We start from the raw sequence: 21,165 nt of genomic DNA, 5'->3' as shown, positions 1-21,165 counted from the left end.
GCGTACCGGCCCCGCGGATTCTGTGTGCTCAGGGCCCCGTCACGGGGCGGGTCGAGGGGTTCGTGGTGGTTGTGCGCGGCACCCGGTCCGGCTGTGGCGGGCGGCGGCTGCCGACCGGTGTGACCGGGGTGCGCTCGGAGCGTGTCGTGTGCGGGCCGGGAGCCAGGGTCACCGGCGCGCGGGGGGCGGCCGTCTCGCGGGCCGGCATGTCCCCTTCCACGCTGGTGGGCTGCGTGACCATGACGGGTGCGCCCACCGGCGCTGGGGCGGGAGAGCCCGCCGGTTCGGGCGCGGTACGGGCACGACGTGCTCTCCAGCTGTCGCGCAGGGCGAAGATCCAGACCTCCGCACGGGCGATCAGCGGCTCGAACCAGGGCAGTGCCAACAGGATCAGCAGGCCCGCCGCCCAGCCCAGGACCACGTCGCTCAGCCAGTGCGTGCCCAGGTAGACGGTGGTCAGACCGACGCCCAGGGAGACCACGGCGGAGATCGCGGACAGCCATCGCCTGGCCTGCGGGGTTGAGGCCAGATAGGCCAGGATTCCCCAGGTCACGACCGCGTTCGCGGTGTGACCCGACGGGAATATATCGCCGCCGAGACCCATCTCGTTCGAGCCGATCGTGGTCGCGTAGTGCGGACCGAGGCGGCCCATGCCGATCTTGGCGGCGCCGACCGTGATGTTCAGCAGCAGCAGTGAGGCGGCCAGCGTGAGCAGTGGGCGCAGGGTGTGCTGCCGCCAGGAGCGCCAGCCCAGCCAGGCGGTGACCATCACCGCTGTGGGGCCGCGCTGGCCGAGTACCACGTAGTAGTCGAGGAAGGCGTGGATCTCCGGCCACTGCTGATAGGGGCGGAAGAACATGACTTGCCAGTCGAGCCGGACCAGCCATGAGGTGATCACGACGGCCCACACGATGGCCACGTAGAAGGCCAGAGTCGCGGTGAAGAGAACGACCCTGTGCCGGTTCATGACCGGCACATCGATGTGGGCCGGTCGTTCCGGCTCACGGTCCAGCCGGGCGAAGACCCGGTCAAGACGAGTCAGCAATCGTTTGGTACGCACCCAATCGACGTTACAGCGAGTGAGCTGTGTTCCAGGTCGAATCACTCGCTTTGTGATGACGATGTGATGTGGGATTCCTCTCAGGATGATGTCAATTTCCAATGAATCACTAATCCGCCATGGCTGGACCCTTCAATTCCATTGATCAGGTGTGAGTTCGATTTGCAGCCCTTGTATTTCCGTTCACCTGAAGATTGGGTGAAATTACCCGCCCGCTCACCCGGCGTCACAGAGTTGATCATTGGGCCGAGGGTCGCTCACCCGTCTGCGGGTCGCTATCAGGGGCAATGTCGCGAACATGGCGGTGTGCTCGGCTGGTTCTATTAGGTGGACATGTCACGGATGGCCCGGGAAGTATGGATGCCGACCAGGTTTCGGAGGGGAAACGCACGGGGGGAAGATGATCGAGACGGTGTTACGCGGCGAGGTGCCGAAGCTGTGTTCGGTGGTGTTCGCTCAGCGGGGGGAGCTGAGGGTGACCCAGGTCGGCCGTGAGGCGGTGTTGGGCACCCGGGACTTCGCGCTGTGCGACAGTTCGCGGCCGTTAAGCGTGCGGATCGCCGGCCAGGAGAGAGCCACCGTGGTGCGGGCTCATGTGCCCCGTGCGATGCTCCCGCTCTCGACCCGGCAGATCGACCGGCTGCTGGTGACGCGGTTGTCCGGACAGGAAGGGACGGGGGCGCTGTTCGCCCGGTTCCTCAGCGGCGTGACCGCGGACCGTGATTCCTACCGGCCCGCCGATGTCGCCCGGCTGAGTGCGGTGGCCCTGGACCTGCTGGCCGCGGCGCTCGCCCATCACGTCGATACCCCCGCCGAGGTACCGGACGAGTCCGGTCAGCGCAGTCTGCTCCTGAGCGTCGAGACCTTCGTCCGCGAGCACCTGCACGACCCGAACCTGTCGACGCGGGCCGTCGCCGCCGCCCACCACATCTCCGTGAGCTACCTGCACCGTCTCTTCCGGACCCGCGACACCACGGTCACGACGCTGATCCGGCATCAGCGCCTGGAGGGTGTCCGGCGCGACCTGACCGATCCACGGCTGCGGGACGTGCCGGTCCACCAGATCGCCGTCCGTTGGGGCTTCAGGGGGCACGCCGCTTTCACGCGCACCTTTCGTGCCGCCTACGACATCGTGCCCAGCGACTACCGGCGCCGAGCCCTCGGCCTGCCGGTATAGACGGGTGCTCGGCTGTCCGTTGCCCGTCGGCAGCCGTGGGCGCGCACGCGAAAGTACCGGCGGCGCTTGCGCGTCCGCCGGTACCGCGTCGGATCAGCCGACGCTCAGGGCCGCCGTCAGCCCGCCCACACCGCGGTGTCGCAGTAGGAGTCGCCGCTGGTCTTGTGCAGGCAGATCGTGAACTTGTACGCGGTGTCCTCGGTCAGGTCGTAGGCACCGCCGTCGCTGGCCCGCACGGTCTTGCTGGTGCCCGCGCTGCCTGCCTGGATCGTGTATCGCGTCGTCCCGTTGGGGTTGTAGACGACCAGCTTGGCGGCATACCCGTCCGCCTCCAGGTCGTCGACCCTGACGATGTCGCCGCCCGCGGTGAACTGGACCCGGCCGCCGGGGTCGCTGTCGTCGGTGTGCATCTCGTGGTCCACGGCGAGTGCCGGGCTTCCCGCGGTGAGCAGGAGGCCTACGGCCGCGACCGGTGTTCCGACGAGGGCAAGGATTCGTTTTGCTCGCATGCGTACTCCTCGTTAGGACGATTCCAAGGTCAAGACGCCAGAACCACCTGGCGTCCGTTGCTCCACCAGCCTGTCGTGATCACCCCCAAGGAGTCGTTAGCGGCAAGTCGACTGTTCTGTGCATGGAGTGGACTGTGGAGACGGGTGTGCAGGTATGGGGCGTGCTTGGATGCGGGGGAGCGTGGCGTACGCCACACCCGGGTGTGAGGAACGTGAGAGGTCCACCACGCGTCATCGGTGAGAACTCGCGTACGCTGACGGCTCACTCGCCTTTGTTGCGTGGGCCGGGATTCCGCTCTCCCAGGCCGCAACCGCAGGGAGTCCCCACCCCGCGGTCCCGCCGAACGCGAGGGAACATCTGGGAGGTAGTACATGTCCGGGACGACTACGGGCGCTGTGCGACGCCGTCAGGAGGCCGGGCCCGGTGCCAACCGCTGGGTCGTCCTCGTCGTCCTCTGCGTCAGCCTGCTCCTCGTCGCCCTCGACGCCACCGTGCTGCATGTCGCGGTGCCCGCCGTCACCGAGGACCTCAAGCCCGGCGGGATAGAGCTGCTCTGGATCGTCGACGTCTACCCGCTCGTCTGTGCCTCGCTCCTCATCCTCTTCGGCACGCTGGGCGACCGCGTCGGCCGCCGCCGCATCCTCCTCCTCGGGTACGCCCTCTTCGGCGTCGCCTCCGGACTCGCGGCCCTCGCCGACAGCGCGCAGGTGCTCATCGGCGCGCGCGCCCTGCTCGGCGTCGGCGGCGCGATGATCATGCCCGCGACGCTTTCCATCCTGCGACAGGTCTTTCCCGACCGGCGGGAGCGGGCGCTCGCGATCGGCATCTGGAGCGCCGTCGCCGCCGTCGGCGCCGCGATCGGGCCGCTCCTCGGCGGATTTCTGCTGGAGCACTTCTGGTGGGGGTCCGTCTTCCTCGTCAACATTCCGCTGATGCTGGTCAGCCTGCCCATCGGGCGACTGCTGCTGCCCGAGTCGAAGGGCGACGGGAAGGGACCCTGGGATGTCGTCGGCGCGCTCATGGGCGCCGCCGCACTCTTCGGGCTCGTCCTCGGTGTGAAGCAGCTCGGAGGGGGTGAGTTCAGCCCGTTCACGCTGGTGACGCTGCTGGCCGGCGGCGCGCTCATGCTCGCCTTCGTACGGCGGCAGCGGCGGCGCGAGCATCCGCTGGTCGATCTGCGGATGTTCTCGCGGCCCGCGTTCAGTACGTCCGTCTGCTGCATCGTGCTCGCCATGCTCGCCCTGGTCGGGCTTGAGCTGATCGCCGCCCAGTACCTGCAGCTCGTGCTCGGTCTTTCGCCGCTGCAGACCGGGCTGCGGCTGCTGCCGCTCACCGTCGCCGCGATGGCGGCCGGGCTCGGCGGGGCGAAGATGCTGCGGCGGTTCGGGCCGCGCACGATGGTCTGCTCCGGGTTCTGCATCACCGCGGCCGCGGTCATCACGCTCACCCCGATGGGCGGGCACGACAACACGGGACTGCTGCTCTTCGGGTTCATGCTGCTCGGCTTCGGGCTGGAGATGACGCTCTTCGGCGCGTACGAGTCGATGCTGAGCGAGGCTCCACCGGCGCAGGCCGGCGGGGCCGCGGCGATCGGTGAGACGTCGTACCAGCTGGGCGCCGGGATCGGCATCGCGCTCCTGGGGAGTGTGATGAACGCGGCGTACACGCCACGGCTGTCGTCGGTCCCGGGGGTTCCGGCCTCCGATTCCAAGGCGGCGGGGCACTCGCTGGGAGAGGCGTACGAGGTTGCCGCGCGGCTCGGCGGGCATCCTGGTGCGGCTCTGCGCCACGCGGCTCGGGACTCCTTCGTGCACGGACTGCATGTGACCTTGCTGGTCAGCGCGGGGTTGCTGCTGCTCGGGGCCGTAATGGCGTTGCGGCTGCCGCGGGTCATGGAGTGCGAGGCGCCTCCGGCGGAGATCCCCGCGCCCAGGCAGGTCGCGGAGTCCCGCGTGCCTGTGTAGTTCTCCCGCCCGCGCACCGCCTGTGCGGCTTGGTTGAGAGGTGCCCGTCTCCCGTGGGGGTCGCCCGCCGTCGGCGGCTGCGGGTTCGTGGACCCCTGGACGTGCGGGACACTGCGCCGTAACGTCGGCACCGCATTTGTAACTAGCGGCGCTAGTTTTAGAGTCCCGGAGGCTGTGCCATGTCCGCGTCCTCGAAGTTGCCCCCCTTTGACCCCGCCGATCCCCTGGGTGTCGACGATCTCCTGGACGCGGAGGACCTGGCGATCCGAGCCACCGTGCGGGCGTGGGCCACGGACCGGGTGCTGCCTTACGTCGCGGAGTGGTACGAGCAGGGGGAGCTGCCCGGGATCCGGGAGCTGGCGCGGGAGTTGGGCGGGATCGGGGCGCTCGGGATGTCGCTCGAGGGGTACGGATGTGCGGGGGCCAGCGCGGTGCAGTACGGGCTCGCCTGCCTGGAGCTGGAGGCCGCGGACTCCGGGATCCGGTCGCTCGTGTCCGTGCAGGGATCGCTCGCGATGTACGCCATCCATCGGTTCGGGTCCGAGGAGCAGAAGCAGCGGTGGCTGCCCTCCATGGCCGCCGGCGAGGTCATCGGATGCTTCGGACTCACCGAGCCCGACCACGGTTCCGACCCGGGCTCCATGCGGACGTACGCCAAGCGCGACGGCGGGGACTGGGTCCTGGGCGGGCGGAAGATGTGGATCACCAACGGGTCCGTCGCCGGGGTCGCCGTGGTGTGGGCGCAGACCGATGAAGGGATCCGCGGGTTCGTCGTGCCCACCGACGCGGCCGGGTTCTCCGCTCCGGAGATCAAGCACAAGTGGTCGTTGCGGGCCTCCGTCACCAGTGAGCTGATCCTGGACGACGTACGACTGCCCGCCGATGCCGTGCTGCCGGAGGTCACCGGGCTGAAGGGGCCGCTGGGCTGTCTGTCGCACGCGCGGTACGGGATCGTGTGGGGGGCGATGGGCGCCGCACGGGCCAGTTTCGAGGCCGCCGTCGAATACTCGAAGACGCGTGAGCAGTTCGGGCGGCCGATCGGCGGCTTCCAGCTCACCCAGGCCAAGCTCGCCGACATGGCGGTCGAACTGCACAAGGGAATTCTGCTCGCCCATCACCTGGGGCGGCGCATGGACGCGGGGCGGCTGCGCCCGGAGCAGGTCAGCTTCGGCAAGCTCAACAACGTGCGGGAGGCGATCGAGATCTGCCGGACCGCCCGCACCATTCTCGGCGCCAACGGCATCTCGCTCGAATACCCCGTGATGCGGCACGCCACGAACCTGGAGTCGGTGCTCACCTATGAGGGCACCGTGGAAATGCATCAACTCGTGCTGGGCAAGGCGCTCACCGGACTCGATGCCTTCCGGTAAGAACCCACGACTCCGGAAGAACCCGCAAGGACCCCGGCAAGGCAGGGCCGGTGAGCGGCCCTGCCTCAGCTCTGGTTGAAGAAACCGTCGGCCGGACGGCTCGCGGCCTCGCCGCTGACGATCTCCGTGTTGGCAGGGGTCAGCAGGAAGACGCGGGTGGCGACCCGCTCGATGGTGCCGCGCAGGCCGAAGGTAAGGCCGGCCGCGAAGTCCACCACGCGCTTGGCGTCGGCGGGCTCCATGGACGTGAGGTTGATGATGACCGGGACGCCGTCCCGGAAGAGTTCGCCGATTCCGCGTGCGTCCCGGAAGCTGTCCGGGGTGACCGTGCCGATCCGGCGGCCCTTCTCCTCCGCCGTCTCGGACGCGACCTTCACGCGAGGGTCGGTGACCCAGGCATTGCCGGTCTCCTGGCTCTCGGCGTAGTTGTCGTCGTCGTAGTAACGCTCGTCATCGTTGTCGTCTACGAGGCCAAGCCAGGCACTCGCCTTGCGCACCGATCCCATGGACGCCTCCTCTCACAGCGGTCTGTCTTGCTTTCCGCATCCCCATGGTCGTCCATGATGCGGATGTAGCGCCAAGGGGATAGACGCCGCGCGGGGGTTTCGTGACGGTACTGGTGCACAGCGAATACGTCGAGAGCCCGCGTATCCCAAGGGTCTTGCTGTGTACGGCTGCTGACTGAGAGTGAAATATGATTCTCGACGGCGTTTGGGTGACGGGTGGTGCGTACGGGTGAACGGGGTGGTCGATACGATGCCGCACCTCAACTTCGTACACATCACGGGGGAGTGTCGTGTTCGGGATAGTGCGGCCTTGCAGCCATCGCCTCGGTGAAGGACTCAAGGCCCAGTGGATGGCGCATTTGTGCGGGCTGTGCCTCGCGCTGCGCGGGGACCACGGCCAGTTCGCCCGGGTGGTCACGAACTATGACGGGCTGCTGGTCTCGGTTCTGACGGAGGCTCAGGCCGAGCGCGCCACCGGGTGGCGGCGTACGGCGGGGCCCTGTCCCTTGCGGGGCATGCGGACGGCGTCCGTCGCGCAGGGCGAGGGCGCGCGGCTCGCCGCCGCCGTCTCGCTGGTGCTGGCGTCGGCCAAGGTGCGCGACCACGTGGCGGACGGGGACGGGTTGTTGGCGCGCAGGCCGGTGGCGCTCGCCGCGCGCCGGGTCGCCAAAAGCTGGGGGCGCGCGGGTGCACGTACCGGCGCGGAGGTCGGATTCGACACCGCTGTGCTGGTCGACGCCGTGGACCGCCAGATCGATGTCGAGGCGCTGGCCGGGCTCGGGACGCCGATTCTGACGGTCACCGAGCCGACCGAGACCGCGACCGCCGCGGCCTTCGCGCACACCGCCGTCCTCGCCGGGCGCCCGGGCAACGCCGTGCCGCTCGCCGAGGCCGGGCGGCTCTTCGGGCGGCTCGCGCATCTCCTGGATGCCGTGGAGGACAGGGAAACTGACGCCGCGTCGGGCGCGTGGAACCCGTTGACGGGAACCGGTACGTCGCTCGTGGAGGCGCGGCGGCTCGCCGATGACGCGCTGCACGGCATACGGCTGGCACTGCGTGAGGTCGAGTTCACCGACAGCAGGCTGGCGCACGTTCTGCTCGCGCACGAGCTGCGGAACTCCGTGGACCGAGCCTTCGGCACGAGCTCGTGCGCACACCGGGCGGATGTATACGGCCCGCCGGCCGGACCGTACGCGCCGCCCGGTGGCCCGGGTGGACCGCCGCTTCCTCCGGAGCCGCCGCGCCGCGACCGGCGCGGGCTCGTCGTGGGCTGCCTGGTGTGGGCGGGGTTGGCCTGTACGTGCCAGATGTGCTGTGGCGAGTACGAGGATCCGTGGAGCCGGGAACGCAAAGAAGGGCTGTGCAGCCAGGGCGACTGCTGCGACTGCAGTGGGTGCGGCGACTGTTGCGACTGTGGTGACTGCTGCGGCAATTGCTGCGACGGGTGCGACTGCGGGTGTGACTGCGGCTGCTGAGGGACGCTCCCCGTCGGCGTCGGCGTCGGCGTCGGCGTCGGCGGGGGTCGGGCGACCCGCCGCCGGAGGCAGGAAGCGGGCGGATGGCACTGAGAAAAGTGAGTTGTGTGCGCGAGGGGGGCGCGGGATACGCGTGTGAAGGCGTGGGCAGCGGCGCTCGGGCGGCGCCGGGAAAACGCAGAAAGCGCCCGTCAGAAAGGGCGCAGGCGGTCAGCTCAACAGGAAGAGGACCACACTCGACCGAAGTCGATGTGGGAGCGCGTGACCAGCCACTGCTGCGAATGCATGGAGCAAGTGGAACAGGCATCCGTTTCCGCGTCAACCGACATGAGACGTACCGCTCACAGTGTGGACACCCTTGACAGTGGGGGGAAACAGCCCCGTACTCTCGACGGACGGCCATGCTGAGGGGCTCGGCCGTGGGGGCGTCCTTGTGACGCCCTGTGTGGTCTGTTCGGTCCTCGTGACCGTGCGGCCCCGTGTGAAGGCACCACCGTGTTCGACTCGACGCATCACGGAGCCTTCGCATGTCGTCCGACACCCTTACCAAGGCGGCCGCACCGGAAGGTGCGGCGCCCTTCCGCATCGTCCGGCAGCGCCGTCTCGGCCAGCGGACCGCCATCGCCGGCCTGCCTCTGCATGAGGCCGCCTGCATCGGCGTCGTCGACAGCGATCGCACACGAGGCGTTGCGATGTCGCCACCTTCTGCTCGCATGCGTGGAGCGGGCCGATGAGGCCGTCGCTCGTCATCGTGGGCGCCGGGCCGCGGGGGACCGGTGTCCTGGAGCGGATCGTCGCCAACCTGCCTGAGCTGTACGGCGATTCGGGTGCGCCGGGCTCCGAGGGCTCTGGAGGCTCTGACGGCTCCGGTGGCCATGACGGCTCCGGGGGTTCGCAGGGCTCCGGGGGTTTCGACATCCATCTCGTCGATCCCTATCCGCCGGGCGGGGGACGCATCTGGCGCGAGGAGCAGTCTCCGCTGCTGTGGATGAACTCGCAGGCCCAGGACGTCACGATGTTCACCGACGAGACGGTGGCCATGGACGGGCCGGTGCTCGAAGGCCCCACGCTGAACGAGTGGGCGGGCCTCGACGGGCGGGTCTTCGCGGACCGACAGCGTCAGGGCACGTATCTGCGCTGGGTGTACGAACGGGCCGTGGCCGCCCTGCCGTCGGGCGTCCGGGTCCAGCACCACCCGCGCCGCGCCCTGCGCGTCACCGGGCCTCGCGGCGGTCGCCAGCGGGTGTGGCTCGAGGGCCTGTCGCAGCCGCTCCACGCCGACCTGGTGGTCCTGGCACTCGGTCACCTCGACGCCGAACTCGACGACGAACAGAGGGAATTGGCGGCGTACGCCGAACGCCACGGACTGGTGCACCTGCCGCCGGACTTCACGGCCGACAGCGACCTGGCCGCGCTGGAATCGGGCGAACCGGTCCTCGTGCGCGGCTTCGGGCTCGCCTTCGTCGACCTGATGGTGCTGCTGACGGAGGGGCGCGGCGGACGCCATGAGGGGGAGGCATACCTCCCGTCCGGGCGTGAGCCGGTCCTGTACGTCGGCTCCCGGCGCGGGGTTCCCTACCACTCCAAGATCGGCTACGACTGGGAGGGCGAACGGCCGCCGCTGCCAAGGTTCTTGGGGCCCGCCGAGATCGACGGGCTGCTCGCGCGGCCCGAGGGGTTCGACTTCCGGCGGGATGTCCAGCCGCTGATCGAGAAGGAGCTGGGGTTCGCGCACTACCACCGGCTGTTCGCGGCCCACCCCGAGCGGACGCGGATGGCCTGGACGGACTTCGAGGAGAAGTACGCGGCCGGGGACGCCGCCGAGATCCAGGCGCTGGTGATATCCGCTGTGCCCGATCCGGCCGACCGGCTCGACCTCACCGCCCTCGACCATCCGCTCGACGGAGTGCGGCACACCTCGTACGAGGAACTCCAGAACGGACTGCGCGCTTACATCGAAGGCGACTTGACGCGACGTCACGATCCGTCGAACAGCCCGGACCTGGCCGTCTTCCTCGGACTGCTCTCCGTATACGGCCAGTTGGTCCGGCTCGGTGACATCGGCCCGTGGTGGCACGGCTTCTTCAGCTATCTCGCGTCGGGGCCGCCCGGGCCTCGGCTGCACCAGATGCTGGCGCTGTCGCGAGCCGGGATCCTGAAGTTCGTGGGCGCCGACATGACCGTCACCGCCGAGGACGGCGTCTTCCGGGCCGGCAGTGTCACCGTGCCCGGCGCGACGGTCGAGGCCCGTGCGCTCGTCGAGGCACGGCTGCCGCACCCCACGGTCGAGCGCACCAGCGACCTGCTGCTGCGCGAGCTGTACGCCGACGGGGCCGCCGCGACTCCGGAGGGGCTGCTCGCCGTGGACCCCGTCGACGGCCGGGTCCTGGACCGCTCAGGCACCCCGCACCCCCGGCGCTTCGCGCTCGGCCCGCACACCGACGCGCGCGGCTCGGGGGCGTTCACCCGGCCGCGTACCGGGGGGCCTGCCTTCCGGCAGAACGACGCGGCGGCGCGTGCCGTGCTGGCGTTCCTGCGCGCGCTGTCCTGTCGGGCCGTGGCCTGAAGCTCCGACCCCGACGCGCTCGACCCTGCTTCTCCGTCTCCTGACCCGCCGTACCCGCCCGGCGTTCCGCTCACGTCCCAACACGCCTCCGAGGAACCCTCATGTCCCTGACCAGTGATCCACCCCTCACGAAAACGGCCACCGAACCCGAGGACCTCGGCGCGCTCAAGGTCGTGCCCGTCCGGCACCCCTGGCGCTGGGCCGCCGTGGTCGCGACCGCCGTGCTGCTCGCGCAGTTCGTGCACGGACTCGCCACCAACGCCGGCTGGGAGTGGAATGTCTTCGCCGAGTACTTCACGGCGGACGTGGTACTCAAGGCGGTTTGGGTCACCATTCAACTGACCTTCTACGGCACGGCGTTGGGCTTCGCGCTGGGTGTCGTGCTCGCCTTCATGCGGCTGTCGGCCAGCCCGTTCCTGAAGGGCGTGGCCTTCGCCTACATCTGGGCGTTCCGCTCCATCCCGCTGATCGTGCAGCTGCTCTTCTGGTTCAACCTGGCTTACCTCTACCAGGAGTTGGAGTTCGGCATCCCGTTCGGGCCCGGCTTCTTCTCCTTCCCGACGATGGACCTGGTCGGGGCCATGAGCGCGGCCGTGCTCGGGCTCGCGCTGCACCAGGCGGCGTACGCGGCGGAGATCGTGCGCGGCGGCGTACTGGCCGTGGACAGCGGGCAGTTGGAGGCGGCTGCCGCGCTCGGCATCCCGAAGCTGCGGCAGATCCGGCGGATCGTGCTGCCGCAGGCGATGCGCTCGATCCTGCCGAACGCCGCCAATGAGGTGATCTCCCTCTTCAAGGGGACCTCGATCGTCTCCGTGATGGCGATCGGCGAGCTCTTCTACCAGGTCCAGGTGATCTACGGCCGCAACGGCCGGGTCGTGCCGCTCCTGATGGTCGCCACCGCCTGGTACATCCTCCTGACCACCGCGCTCTCGATCCTCCAGTACTACGTCGAACGACACTTCTCGAAGGGGGCCACGCGATGAGCGCCACGGTCGCGAAGGACAAGGGTCAGGGTCAGGGTCAGGAGAAGGGTCAGGACGAGGACACGCAGGGCGAGACGGCGGCCATGGTCGACATCAAGTCCGTCCACAAGAGCTTCGGTTCGCTGGAAGTGCTCAAGGGCGTCGACCTCGAAGTGGGGACCGGAGAGGTCACGGTCATCCTCGGTCCGTCCGGGTCCGGCAAGTCGACGCTGCTGCGCACCATCAACCATCTGGAGAAGGTCGACCAGGGCTGGATCAGCGTCGACGGCACCCTCGTCGGCTACCGGCGCTCCGGCGACAAGCTGTACGAGCTGCGCGAGCGCGAGATCCTCAAGCAGCGCACCCAGATCGGCTTCGTCTTCCAGAACTTCAACCTCTTCCCGCACCTCACCGTGCTGGACAACATCGTCGAGGCGCCGGTGTCCGCGCTGAAGCGGCCCCGCAAGGACGCTGTCGAGGCCGCGCGGAAACTGCTCGACCGGGTGGGGCTCTCCGACAAGGCCGACGCCTACCCGAAGCAGTTGTCCGGTGGTCAGCAGCAGCGGGTCGCCATCGCCCGCGCGCTGGCCCTGGAGCCGAAGCTGCTGCTCTTCGACGAGCCGACCTCCGCGCTCGACCCCGAGCTGGTCGGTGAAGTCCTCGACGTCATCAAGGACCTGGCCCACCAGGGCACCACGATGATCGTGGTCACCCACGAGATCGGCTTCGCCCGCGAGGTGGCCGACACCGTCGTCTTCATGGACGACGGCCGCGTCGTCGAGCAGGGCGCCCCCGGCGACGTACTCGACAAGCCACAGCACGAACGGACCCGCGCGTTTTTGTCCAAGGTCCTCTGAAGCCCCGTTTCTTTCTGCTCTTTCTGATCTCTCTGAAACGGCTCGTCAAATCCCTTAACCCTCATAGGAGTTCGCTCATGTTGTCCCGACGTACCTTCGCAGCCTCCATCGCCGCCCTTGCCGCCGCACCGTTGCTCAGCGCCTGCGGTGGTGACACTGACGCGGCCACCGGGACGGGCGGCTCGGACACCAAGAAGGTCGGCAACATCAACATCAGCCCCGACCAGAACCGCATCCGGGGCAAGAAGGTCGACTCGATCGCCGCGCTCGTGCCGGCGGCCATCAGAGAGCGCGGCACGCTGAAGCTCGGCCAGAGTGCCGACGCCTCGCCGCCACTCGGGTTCTACGCGACCGACGACAAGACCCGGATCGGCTCGGAGATCGACATCGCGACGCTGGTCGCGGACATCCTCGGTCTCAAGCTCGACAACGAGGAGGTCTCCTGGGAGAACCTCTTCGTCGGGCTCGACAGCGCCAAGTTCGACGCCGTGTTCTCCAACGTCACCGTCACCGAGGAACGCAAGGAGAAGTACGACTTCGCGACCTACCGCCTCGACAACATCGCGTTCGAGGCGAAGAAGGGCGTCGACTGGACGGTCAAGGAGCCCAAGGACGTCGCGGGCAAGACCATCGCCGTGTCCTCCGGCACCAACCAGGAGAAGATCCTCGTCGACTGGAGCAAGCAGAACGAGGACGCCGGTCTCAAGCCCGTGGACATCAAGTACTACCAGAAGGACACGGACTACTACCTGGCGCTCCAGTCGGGACGTATCGACGCCTACCTCGGCCCGAGTCCGTCCGCCGCCTACCACGTCGCGTCCGCCGGCCAGACCGTGATCGTCGGCACGCTCTCCGGCGCCGGTGACAAGCTCCAGGGCAAGATCGCCGCCACCACGAAGAAGGACAGCGGCCTCGTGGACGCCTATGCCGCCGCCATCGACCACGTGATCGAGAACGGCCAGTACGCCGAGGTGCTCAAGCGCTGGGGGCTGACGACCGAGGCCGTCGAGAAGTCCGAGATCAACCCTCCGGGTCTGCCGAAGACCGAGTCGTAGTCCACCCGCGGGCGACGGGATCCGCACAGATCCCGTCGCCCCCGTACCCCCGCTGAAAGGTCCCACTCAATGACCGCACCGAACGGCCGGGGGCTTCTGCACCTGGCCGCCGCCCTCGATCAGCAGGCGGCCTACGATGCCGCCTCCCATGTGGAGCTGGCGCAACTCGCGGAGAGTGGGGCGCTCGACTTCGTGACGCTCGGCGACACCTTCGCGCGTCCGGGGCCCGACGCGCTCGCCGTCCTTGCACGGGTCGCGCCCGTCACCCGGAGGGTCGGGCTGGTGCCGACCGTGACCACCACGCACACCGAGCCCTTTCACGTCCAGGCGGCCGTGGCGACCCTCGACTGGGTCAGCCGGGGCCGGGCCGGCTGGCAGATCGACGTGTCGACGTCCGAGGGTGAGGCGCGGCTGTTCGGCCGGCGGCATGCCGCGCCCGCCGACGCGCTGTGGCGGGAGGCCGGCGAAGTCGCCGACGTGGCCGCCCGGTTGTGGGACAGCTGGCAGGACGACGCGGAGATACGCGACGAGGCGACCGGCCGCTTCATCGACCGGGACAAGCTGCACTACGTCGATTTCGAAGGCCCGACCTTCTCGGTGAAGGGCCCCTCGATCGTGCCGCGTCCCCCGCAGGGTCACCCCGTCCGGGTCGTCGAGGCGACCGAGGGGCACGCCCGGCAGACCGCGGCCCGGTACGCCGACGTGGCGCTCGTACGGGTCGCGGGCCCGGCGCAGGCTCGTGCCGTACGGGCCGAACTGCGGGACGGAGCGGCGAGATTCGGGCGGGACCCGGACGATCTGCGGGTCCTCGCCGGGCTCACCGTCGACCTCGGTGACGGCGAGCACGCGGCCGAGCCGGGCCACGGCGGCGGCGGACCCCGGCAGACCGCGCAGGGCCCGCTGTACCGGGGCGGTCCGGTCGATCTCGCCGACCTGATCACCTCCTGGCACCAGGCCGAGGCCGCCGACGGCTTCCATCTCACGCCCGTCGAACCCCTCCGTGACCTGGAGCGGTTCGTCAACGGCACGGTGGCGCTGCTCCAGCACCGCGGCCTGTTCCGCACCTTCTATCCGGGCAGCACGCTCCGGGAGCACCTGGGGCTTGGCCGGCCCGCCAACCAGTACGCCGTGGCAGGGGGAACGTCATGACCGTACGCAAGCAGGTGCATCTCGCCGCGCACTTCCCGGGCGTCAACAGCACCACCGTCTGGGCCGATCCCCGGTCCAGGTCCCAGATCGACTTCGCGTCCTTCGAGCATCTCGCGCGTACCGCCGAGCGCGGTCTTTTCGACTTCTTCTTCCTCGCGGAGGGGCTGCGGCTGCGTGAGCACCGGGGACGCGTCCATGACCTGGACGTGCTGGGACGGCCCGAGTCGATCACCGTGCTCAACGCGCTTGCGGCCGTCACCGAGCGGCTCGGACTCGCCGCCACGGTCAACGCGACCTTCAACGAGCCGTACGAACTCGCCCGCAGGTTCGCCACGTTGGACCACCTGAGCGGCGGCCGGGCCGCCTGGAACGTGGTGACCTCCTCGGACGCCTTCACCGGCGAGAACTTCCGGCGCGGCGGCTACCTGGACCGCGCTGACCGCTATACACGCGCCGCCGAATTCCTGTCCACGGCGCGAGAGTTGTGGGACTCCTGGACGCCCGACGGACTGCCCCGGCCGTTCGCGCACCGGGGTCAACACTTCGACATCGCGGGCGAGTTCACCGTCCCGCGCTCACCACAGGGGCACCCGGTCGTCATCCAGGCCGGGGACTCGCCCGAGGGCCGCGAGTTCGCCGCGTCCGCCGCCGACGTCATCTTCACGCGGCACGGCACGCTGGAGGCGGGCCGGGAGTTCTACGCCGACGTGAAGGGGCGGCTCGCGAAGTACGGCCGGGCGCCCGAGGATCTGAAGATCATGCCCGGGGTCACCGTCGTGCTCGGCGACACCGCCGCCGAGGCTCAGGAGCAGGCCGCAGAGATCCGCCGCCTGCAGGTCTCGCCGCAGAACGCGATCCTCGCGCTGGAGCAGATCTGGGGCGTCGACCTCTCCTCGTACGACCCCGACGGGCCCCTTCCGGACATCGACCCGGAGCCCGGATCGACCCTGGTCCAGGGGCGGGTGAAAGTCGCCGACCCCTCCGCGATCGCGGAGAAGTGGCGGGCCCTGTCGCGCGAGAAGGGGCTGTCCATCCGGCAGACCGTGATCGAGGCGAGCGGCCGGCAGTCCTTCATCGGCACCCCGGAGGCCGTCGCCGCCGAGCTCGACGAGTTCGTGACGAAGGACGCCGCCGACGGTTTCATCCTCGTACCGCATCTGACACCCGGCGGTCTCGACGGTTTCGTGGACCGGGTGGTGCCGCTGCTCCAGGAGCGTGGCGCCTTCCGCACGGAATACACGGGCACGACGCTGCGCTCACACCTGGGGTTGCAGGATCCGGTGTGGAAGGGTTGATCACATGACGACGGACGCATCCGAGGACTGGAAGCACTGGCACGAGCACCGTACCGAGACGGTGTCCGTGCCCTATGGACCGCTCGCGCTCACGGGCACCTACTGGATCGAGGACTATCCGGAGGGGCAACTTCCGGGTATCCCGGGACGGTGGGCCGCCGGCGGTGACGCGGTCGTCCTGACGGCGACGGCCGAGGACGGTCTCACTCTCGGCGGGGAGCTCTTCACCGGCGAGGTCACGCTCGGCGCCGACCTCGGTCCGGCGGACGGGGCCCGCGTCGGGCACGGCGAGCGCCGCTTCGTCGTGCTCGTGCGGGAGGGGATCTGGGGCGTACGCGACTTCGACCCCGGCTCAACCGCGCGGCAGGCCTTCAAGGGCATCGAGGCGACCGAGTACGATCCGCGCTGGTCGGTGCCGGGGCACTTCACGCCGTACGGCGAGAGTCGCACCGTACGCGTCGAGAACGCGGACGGGCGGGCGCGCGGTCTGGGGCTCGGCGGGGTGCTCGCCTTCACCCTGGACGGACAGGACCTCACGCTCCAGGTCTCGGTGGAGAGCGACGGCTCACTGTGGGCCGTTTTCGCCGACTCCACGAGTGGGGAGGGCAGTTACCGCTTCCGGTTCCTGCGGCCGGCGGCGCCCGACGCCGAGGGGCGTACGACGGTGGACTTCAACCGGGCCGTGCTCCCGCCGTGCGCCTTCGCCGACCACTTCATCTGCCCGTTCCCGCCGCCCGGGAACACCCTGGGCACGGCGATCGCGGCGGGGGAGCGGAACCTGCTCTGAGTCGTCCGGTTTCCGGTCTGCGCGCGCCGACGGTGGTCTTCGTCGGCGCGCGTTCGCGTGGCCGGACCGTATCTCTCTGTGAGACGGCTGTGTGCATGACAGGAACACGCCATTCTCGGCCAGTGCGCCGCTCGCCCGGTGGCCGTGCCCCCTGAGGGCGGCACTCGGCGATGGTCACTGCGGTGACATGGTCAATGCCTGTCAACACGCGTAGCTCGTGGGTATGTTCGGCGCAAGATCAACCCTCTTGTGTCGTCGGGCAGTTGAACCCTGCATGACCGAAAGGCGCCCTTGCGCCCATCAGTCGCGCGGCCGAATACTCCCCCACAGCGCTTCCCAGGAGCACGGCTTGTCCGGAATCCGGGCAGGGGTGTCCCTGGCTGCGCCTCACGGGCCCCGACCCCACGCGGGCCCCCGACACCCCCCTCGGAGGGACGAACGTGAGGATCAAGCGCACCACCCCCCGCAGCGGTATAGCGAGACGGATCCGGCTGATCGCCGTGACCACCGGACTCGTGGCCGCAGCTGCTGTCACCATCCCCACCTCCAGCGCGAGCGGCGCGGAGCCCTTCAGCGCGTCCGAGCTGAAGAGCGCCGGCGCCTCGGTGCTCAAGGCCGATGTTCCCGGCACCGCCTGGGCGGTCGACGCGAAGACCAACAAGGTCGTCGTCACCGTCGACAGCACCGTCTCCGCGGCGGAGATCACGGAGATCAAGGCGACCGCGGGCGACAACGCCGGCGCCCTTGAGATCAAGCACGTCCCCGGCAAGTTCAACAAGCTGATCCAGGGCGGCGACGCCATCTACGCGACCAGCTGGCGCTGCTCCCTCGGCTTCAACGTCCGCAGCGGCACCACGTACTACTTCCTGACCGCCGGTCACTGCACCGACGGTGCGGGCACCTGGTGGTCGAACTCCGGTCACACCACGACGCTCGGCACCACGGCGGGCTCCAGCTTCCCGACCAACGACTACGGCCTGGTGCGCTACACCAACACCACGGTCGCCAAGGCGGGCACCGCCGGTGGTGTGGACATCACCAGCGCGGGCACCCCGGCCGTGGGCGCCACGGTCTACCGTGACGGCTCGACCACCGGCACGCACAGCGGCCGGGTCAGCGCCCTCAACGCGACCGTCAACTACGGCGGTGGCGACATCGTCTACGGCATGATCCAGACCAACGTCTGCGCCGAGCCCGGCGACTCCGGCGGCTCGCTCTACTCCAGCTCCGGTATCGCCTACGGTCTGACCTCGGGCGGCAGCGGCAACTGCACCTCCGGCGGCACGACGTTCTTCCAGCCGGTCGTGGAGGCCCTGAGCGCCTACGGCGTCAGCGTCTTCTAGACCGTCTTCCAGAGCGGCACACACCACCGCACCGGCACTCGCGCGACCTGACCTGCAGCCAGCAGAAGGCGAGCCCCCGCACGCAACTGACGTGCGGGGGCTCGCCCTTGCTCGGGTGACGGAGTTACCGTCGACGTACATGCCTGATGCGCCCACTTCGGACCCTGGGGGCCGTAATGGTGGAGGAGCTGGTGGCGGCGGGAGTCTCCGTCGCGTCCGTGGGGCTGGTCTATGTGATGGCCGGTGCCCGTGTCGTCAAACAGTACGAACGGGGCGTCGTGCTGCGGCTCGGCAGACTGCGCTCGTCGGTGCGTGGCCCCGGGTTCACGATGATCGTGCCCTTCGTCGACAAGCTGCGTAAGGTCAATATGCAGATCGTGACGATGCCGGTGCCCGCGCAGGACGGCATCACCCGGGACAACGTCACGGTCAGGGTGGACGCCGTCATCTACTTCAAGGTGATCGACGCCGCCGACGCCGTCATCCAGGTCGAGGACTACCAGTTCGCGGTCTCGCAGATGGCGCAGACTTCGCTCCGCTCGATCATCGGCAAGAGCGATCTCGACGATCTGCTCTCCAACCGCGAAAAGCTCAACCAGGGCCTGGAGTTGATGATCGACAGCCCGGCGGTCGGCTGGGGTGTGCAGATCGACCGGGTCGAGATCAAGGACGTGTCCCTGCCCGAGACGATGAAGCGGTCGATGGCCCGGCAGGCCGAGGCAGACCGCGAACGCCGCGCCCGGATCATCAACGCCGACGCCGAACTTCAGGCGTCCAAGAAGCTGGCGGAAGCCGCAGAGGTGATGTCCGAGCAGCCCGCCGCGCTCCAACTGCGCCTGCTGCAGACGGTGGTGGCGGTCGCGGCCGAGAAGAACTCCACCCTCGTACTGCCCTTCCCGGTGGAACTGCTGCGGTTCCTGGAACGGGCGCAGCCGGGTACGCCGAGTGCGCCACCCGCGGCGGCAGTTCCTCAGCAACCGGTGCAGGAGCAACTCCCGCCCGGCGAGGCCCCGGGGGAATCGGACGCCGAAGGGTCGAAAACCAGACAGGACTAGACCTCACAGACTGCACAACAGGTACTCGCACGCAGTGTTTGCACAGCGAACCCAGGTGGAGTGACCACACACAGTCAAGTCACAGGGGGTGTACGCCCCTTGGTGCACGTGAGTCCTGAAGTCGACCTTGTGTGCCCCCAGTACACCTCGGAATAGTGGGCGTCGAACTGTTGGCATGGACGCGGCTTTTTGCTGTACTGCGGGTTCATGTCCGTACACCTTCCGGCCGGAGAGGTCCCCACAACCTCCCGGTCGGTCCCCCACAGGAGGACGTAAGTTGAAGCACCGACGCATACCCAGGCGGCGTGCCGCCATCGCGGGTGCGGGAATCACCGCACTGATCGCCGCGGGAGTAACCTTCCAGACTGCGAACGCCAGCGAGACCCCGCAGGCCCCCACTCCGCAGACCTTCTCGATCGCGGCGGCCGGAAAGCTCGCCTCGACCCTCGGCAAGGACCTCGGCGCCGACGCGGCGGGAACGTATTACGACGCGAAGGCCAGGCTTCTCGTCGTCAACGTGCTCGACGAGGCCGCCGCCAAGTCCGTCCAGGCGACCGGCGCCCAGGCGAGAATCGTCGAGCACTCCCTCGCCGAGCTGACGAGCGCTCGTACGACGCTCCAGAAGGACGCGACCATCCCCGGCACCTCATGGGCGACCGACCCGGAGACCAACAAGGTCGTCGTCACCGCGGACCGCACGGTCTCCAAGGCCGAACTTGCCAAGCTGACCGAGGTCGTCGACGGGCTCGGCTCCAAGGCCGAACTCCAGCGTACGAAGGGGGAGTTCAAGCCCTTCATCGCGGGCGGCGACGCCATCTCCGGTGGTGGCGGCCGCTGCTCGCTCGGTTTCAACGTGGTCAAGGACGGCGCGCCGTACTTCATCACGGCCGGCCACTGCACCGAGGCGATCTCCACCTGGTCGGACTCGTCCGGCAACGTGATCGGCGAGAACGCGGGATCCAGCTTCCCGGACAACGACTACGGCCTGGTCGAGTACACCTCCGACGTCGCCCACCCGAGCGAGGTCGACCTCTACAACGGGTCCGCGCAGGCCATCAGCCAGGCGGGTGACCCGACGGTCGGCCAGTCGGTGACCCGCAGCGGTTCGACGACCCAGGTGCACAGCGGCACGGTCACCGGCCTGGACGCCACCGTGAACTACGGCAACGGCGACATCGTCAACGGGCTCATCCAGACCAACGTCTGCGCCGAGCCCGGCGACAGCGGCGGCTCGCTCTTCTCGGGCTCCACCGCGATCGGACTCACCTCCGGCGGCAGCGGCGACTGCACCTCGGGCGGCGAGACGTTCTTCCAGCCGGTCACCGAGGCGCTCTCGGCCTTCGGGGCGTCCATCGGCTGACGGCTTCACTGAAGAGACCGCTTCACTGAAGAGACGGTTTCGCTGAAGAGGCGGTTTCGCTGAAGAGGCGAAAGTCCCGTCCCCGGGCAGATTGCGGGGGCGGGACTTTCGGCTGTGCGCGTCCTACGAGAGCTTTCGTCCGGGTGGGTGTGGCGTCCCACGGAAGCTGAGGTGTGGCGGCGGCCCCCGTGTCCGCTTCGGTGTGGCGCTTCTTGCGGAACGAAGCCGCGAGGAGCGCCACCGCGCTTCCCGCCACCGCCCACGCCGAGAGCACCAACAGCGGCCCGGCCATGTCATTGCCCTTGAAGTACGCGATCGAGCGGGCGACCCAGGCGCCCGTGCCCGGCTGGGGGGCGGGGCCGAGTCCAGCCCGGGGCGTCGTCGGCGGGATCCCCGGTTTGCGTCCCAGGGTGCCTGGCGGGGCTCCGTTCCGCGCCCTCCGTCGCGTGACGAAGCTCATCGTGGTGGACGTATGGGCGTGCTCCGCAGGGCGGCGACACCCAACTGCGCGGCCCGGTCGCGGAGGTGACGGGAGGACAGCTGTTTCCGCCATCGACGCGGGCACTCCGGATGCGATCAGGAGTTCGAATAAGCTCGCTGACCGGGGCTGATGAGGCTAAGATAATCGAACGAGAGTACGATAGACGTATCGGGCTTATGGCTGAAATGGGGCG

18 protein-coding genes and 1 pseudogene are annotated in these 21,165 nt (G+C 69.1%); 15 read left to right on the top strand and 4 right to left on the bottom strand.

Translation table 11 applies throughout. From position 1 onward, the window contains the following. Window positions 1-28 precede the first annotated feature (28 nt). Window positions 29-1,060: a phosphatase PAP2 family protein gene (locus AB0N66_RS17695; RefSeq protein ID WP_365435135.1), complete on the bottom strand. Its 1,032-nt coding sequence runs from the start codon at window positions 1,058-1,060 to the stop codon at window positions 29-31. Between the two features lie 400 nt (window positions 1,061-1,460). On the opposite strand from AB0N66_RS17695, the gene AB0N66_RS17690 reads away from it, so the two are divergent. Further along, complete coding sequence (locus tag AB0N66_RS17690) at window positions 1,461-2,237, top strand: helix-turn-helix domain-containing protein (protein WP_365435133.1); 777 nt, start codon at window positions 1,461-1,463, stop codon at window positions 2,235-2,237. Between the two features lie 116 nt (window positions 2,238-2,353). Here the strand turns inward: AB0N66_RS17690 and AB0N66_RS17685 are convergent, their stop codons facing one another. Then, window positions 2,354-2,746, bottom strand: coding sequence for a hypothetical protein (locus AB0N66_RS17685; RefSeq protein ID WP_365435130.1), 393 nt, complete (start codon window positions 2,744-2,746; stop codon window positions 2,354-2,356). Between the two features lie 372 nt (window positions 2,747-3,118). Between AB0N66_RS17685 and AB0N66_RS17680 the strand changes: the two genes are divergently transcribed. Both AB0N66_RS17680 and AB0N66_RS17675 read left to right on the top strand, forming a co-directional pair. After that, window positions 3,119-4,711, top strand: coding sequence for an MFS transporter (locus tag AB0N66_RS17680; RefSeq protein ID WP_365435127.1), 1,593 nt, complete (start codon window positions 3,119-3,121; stop codon window positions 4,709-4,711). Window positions 4,712-4,890: 179 nt separating this feature from the next. Then, window positions 4,891-6,081: an acyl-CoA dehydrogenase family protein gene (locus AB0N66_RS17675; protein ID WP_365435124.1), complete on the top strand. Its 1,191-nt coding sequence runs from the start codon at window positions 4,891-4,893 to the stop codon at window positions 6,079-6,081. Window positions 6,082-6,146: 65 nt separating this feature from the next. On the opposite strand, the gene sepF is transcribed toward AB0N66_RS17675, so the two are convergent. Then, complete coding sequence (gene sepF, locus AB0N66_RS17670; RefSeq protein ID WP_365435121.1) at window positions 6,147-6,587, bottom strand: cell division protein SepF; 441 nt, start codon at window positions 6,585-6,587, stop codon at window positions 6,147-6,149. Window positions 6,588-6,877: 290 nt separating this feature from the next. On the opposite strand from sepF, the gene AB0N66_RS17665 reads away from it, so the two are divergent. The 12 genes from AB0N66_RS17665 (at window position 6,878) to AB0N66_RS17610 (ending at window position 20,491) form a co-directional block, all read left to right on the top strand. After that, complete coding sequence (locus tag AB0N66_RS17665) at window positions 6,878-8,062, top strand: DUF5685 family protein (protein WP_365435118.1); 1,185 nt, start codon at window positions 6,878-6,880, stop codon at window positions 8,060-8,062. Window positions 8,063-8,589: 527 nt separating this feature from the next. Further along, window positions 8,590-8,796, top strand: coding sequence for a hypothetical protein (locus AB0N66_RS17660; RefSeq protein ID WP_365435115.1), 207 nt, complete (start codon window positions 8,590-8,592; stop codon window positions 8,794-8,796). Continuing rightward, window positions 8,793-10,628 (top strand): FAD/NAD(P)-binding protein, encoded by a 1,836-nt coding sequence (locus AB0N66_RS17655; protein ID WP_365435112.1) that lies wholly within the window; start codon window positions 8,793-8,795, stop codon window positions 10,626-10,628. Before AB0N66_RS17660 ends, AB0N66_RS17655 begins: the two co-directional genes overlap by 4 nt. 101 nt (window positions 10,629-10,729) lie before the next feature. Further along, window positions 10,730-11,611, top strand: a complete 882-nt coding sequence (locus tag AB0N66_RS17650) for an amino acid ABC transporter permease (protein WP_365435109.1) — start codon at window positions 10,730-10,732, stop codon at window positions 11,609-11,611. A gap of 83 nt (window positions 11,612-11,694) precedes the next feature. Then, on the top strand, window positions 11,695-12,447 hold the full coding sequence (locus tag AB0N66_RS17645) for an amino acid ABC transporter ATP-binding protein (RefSeq protein WP_365435287.1): 753 nt from the start codon (window positions 11,695-11,697) through the stop codon (window positions 12,445-12,447). A 77-nt stretch (window positions 12,448-12,524) separates the two neighbouring features. Then, window positions 12,525-13,502, top strand: coding sequence for an ABC transporter substrate-binding protein (locus AB0N66_RS17640; protein ID WP_365435106.1), 978 nt, complete (start codon window positions 12,525-12,527; stop codon window positions 13,500-13,502). 69 nt (window positions 13,503-13,571) lie between these two features. Further along, complete coding sequence (locus tag AB0N66_RS17635; protein WP_365435103.1) at window positions 13,572-14,651, top strand: LLM class flavin-dependent oxidoreductase; 1,080 nt, start codon at window positions 13,572-13,574, stop codon at window positions 14,649-14,651. Next, complete coding sequence (locus AB0N66_RS17630; RefSeq protein WP_365435101.1) at window positions 14,648-15,946, top strand: NtaA/DmoA family FMN-dependent monooxygenase; 1,299 nt, start codon at window positions 14,648-14,650, stop codon at window positions 15,944-15,946. Before AB0N66_RS17635 ends, AB0N66_RS17630 begins: the two co-directional genes overlap by 4 nt. A gap of 4 nt (window positions 15,947-15,950) precedes the next feature. Continuing rightward, entirely contained in the window at window positions 15,951-16,733 is a 783-nt protein-coding gene (locus AB0N66_RS17625) for a DUF1684 domain-containing protein (RefSeq protein ID WP_365435098.1), read from the top strand. Between the two features lie 440 nt (window positions 16,734-17,173). Further along, window positions 17,174-18,076, top strand: coding sequence for a S1 family peptidase (locus tag AB0N66_RS17620; protein ID WP_365435095.1), 903 nt, complete (start codon window positions 17,174-17,176; stop codon window positions 18,074-18,076). 176 nt (window positions 18,077-18,252) lie between these two features. Next, window positions 18,253-19,131: a slipin family protein gene (locus tag AB0N66_RS17615; protein WP_365435092.1), complete on the top strand. Its 879-nt coding sequence runs from the start codon at window positions 18,253-18,255 to the stop codon at window positions 19,129-19,131. A gap of 277 nt (window positions 19,132-19,408) precedes the next feature. Continuing rightward, window positions 19,409-20,491: a S1 family peptidase gene (locus AB0N66_RS17610; protein ID WP_365435089.1), complete on the top strand. Its 1,083-nt coding sequence runs from the start codon at window positions 19,409-19,411 to the stop codon at window positions 20,489-20,491. A 208-nt stretch (window positions 20,492-20,699) separates the two neighbouring features. Here the strand turns inward: AB0N66_RS17610 and AB0N66_RS17605 are convergent. Then, window positions 20,700-20,855 (bottom strand): annotated as a pseudogene (locus AB0N66_RS17605) (DUF3533 domain-containing protein); the annotation flags it as partial. Window positions 20,856-21,165: the final 310 nt, after the last annotated feature.

The organism is Streptomyces sp. NPDC093544, assembly GCF_040683495.1.
Lineage (GTDB): Bacteria > Actinomycetota > Actinomycetes > Streptomycetales > Streptomycetaceae > Streptomyces.
This window is presented reverse-complemented; position numbering and strand designations above follow the sequence as displayed.

What these genes read in the sequence shown, in the direction of transcription:
- AB0N66_RS17675 (WP_365435124.1), top strand. Translation starts at nt 4,891, where the DNA reads ATGTCCGCGTCCTCGAAGTTGCCCCCCTTTGACCCCGCCGATCCCCTG.
- AB0N66_RS17655 (WP_365435112.1), top strand. Translation starts at nt 8,793, where the DNA reads ATGAGGCCGTCGCTCGTCATCGTGGGCGCCGGGCCGCGGGGGACCGGT.
- AB0N66_RS17650 (WP_365435109.1), top strand. Translation starts at nt 10,730, where the DNA reads ATGTCCCTGACCAGTGATCCACCCCTCACGAAAACGGCCACCGAACCC.
- AB0N66_RS17635 (WP_365435103.1), top strand. Translation starts at nt 13,572, where the DNA reads ATGACCGCACCGAACGGCCGGGGGCTTCTGCACCTGGCCGCCGCCCTC.
- sepF (WP_365435121.1), bottom strand. Translation starts at nt 6,587, where the DNA reads ATGGGATCGGTGCGCAAGGCGAGTGCCTGGCTTGGCCTCGTAGACGAC.
- AB0N66_RS17660 (WP_365435115.1), top strand. Translation starts at nt 8,590, where the DNA reads ATGTCGTCCGACACCCTTACCAAGGCGGCCGCACCGGAAGGTGCGGCG.
- AB0N66_RS17680 (WP_365435127.1), top strand. Translation starts at nt 3,119, where the DNA reads ATGTCCGGGACGACTACGGGCGCTGTGCGACGCCGTCAGGAGGCCGGG.
- AB0N66_RS17640 (WP_365435106.1), top strand. Translation starts at nt 12,525, where the DNA reads ATGTTGTCCCGACGTACCTTCGCAGCCTCCATCGCCGCCCTTGCCGCC.
- AB0N66_RS17690 (WP_365435133.1), top strand. Translation starts at nt 1,461, where the DNA reads ATGATCGAGACGGTGTTACGCGGCGAGGTGCCGAAGCTGTGTTCGGTG.
- AB0N66_RS17645 (WP_365435287.1), top strand. Translation starts at nt 11,695, where the DNA reads ATGGTCGACATCAAGTCCGTCCACAAGAGCTTCGGTTCGCTGGAAGTG.
- AB0N66_RS17630 (WP_365435101.1), top strand. Translation starts at nt 14,648, where the DNA reads ATGACCGTACGCAAGCAGGTGCATCTCGCCGCGCACTTCCCGGGCGTC.
- AB0N66_RS17685 (WP_365435130.1), bottom strand. Translation starts at nt 2,746, where the DNA reads ATGCGAGCAAAACGAATCCTTGCCCTCGTCGGAACACCGGTCGCGGCC.
- AB0N66_RS17625 (WP_365435098.1), top strand. Translation starts at nt 15,951, where the DNA reads ATGACGACGGACGCATCCGAGGACTGGAAGCACTGGCACGAGCACCGT.
- AB0N66_RS17615 (WP_365435092.1), top strand. Translation starts at nt 18,253, where the DNA reads ATGGTGGAGGAGCTGGTGGCGGCGGGAGTCTCCGTCGCGTCCGTGGGG.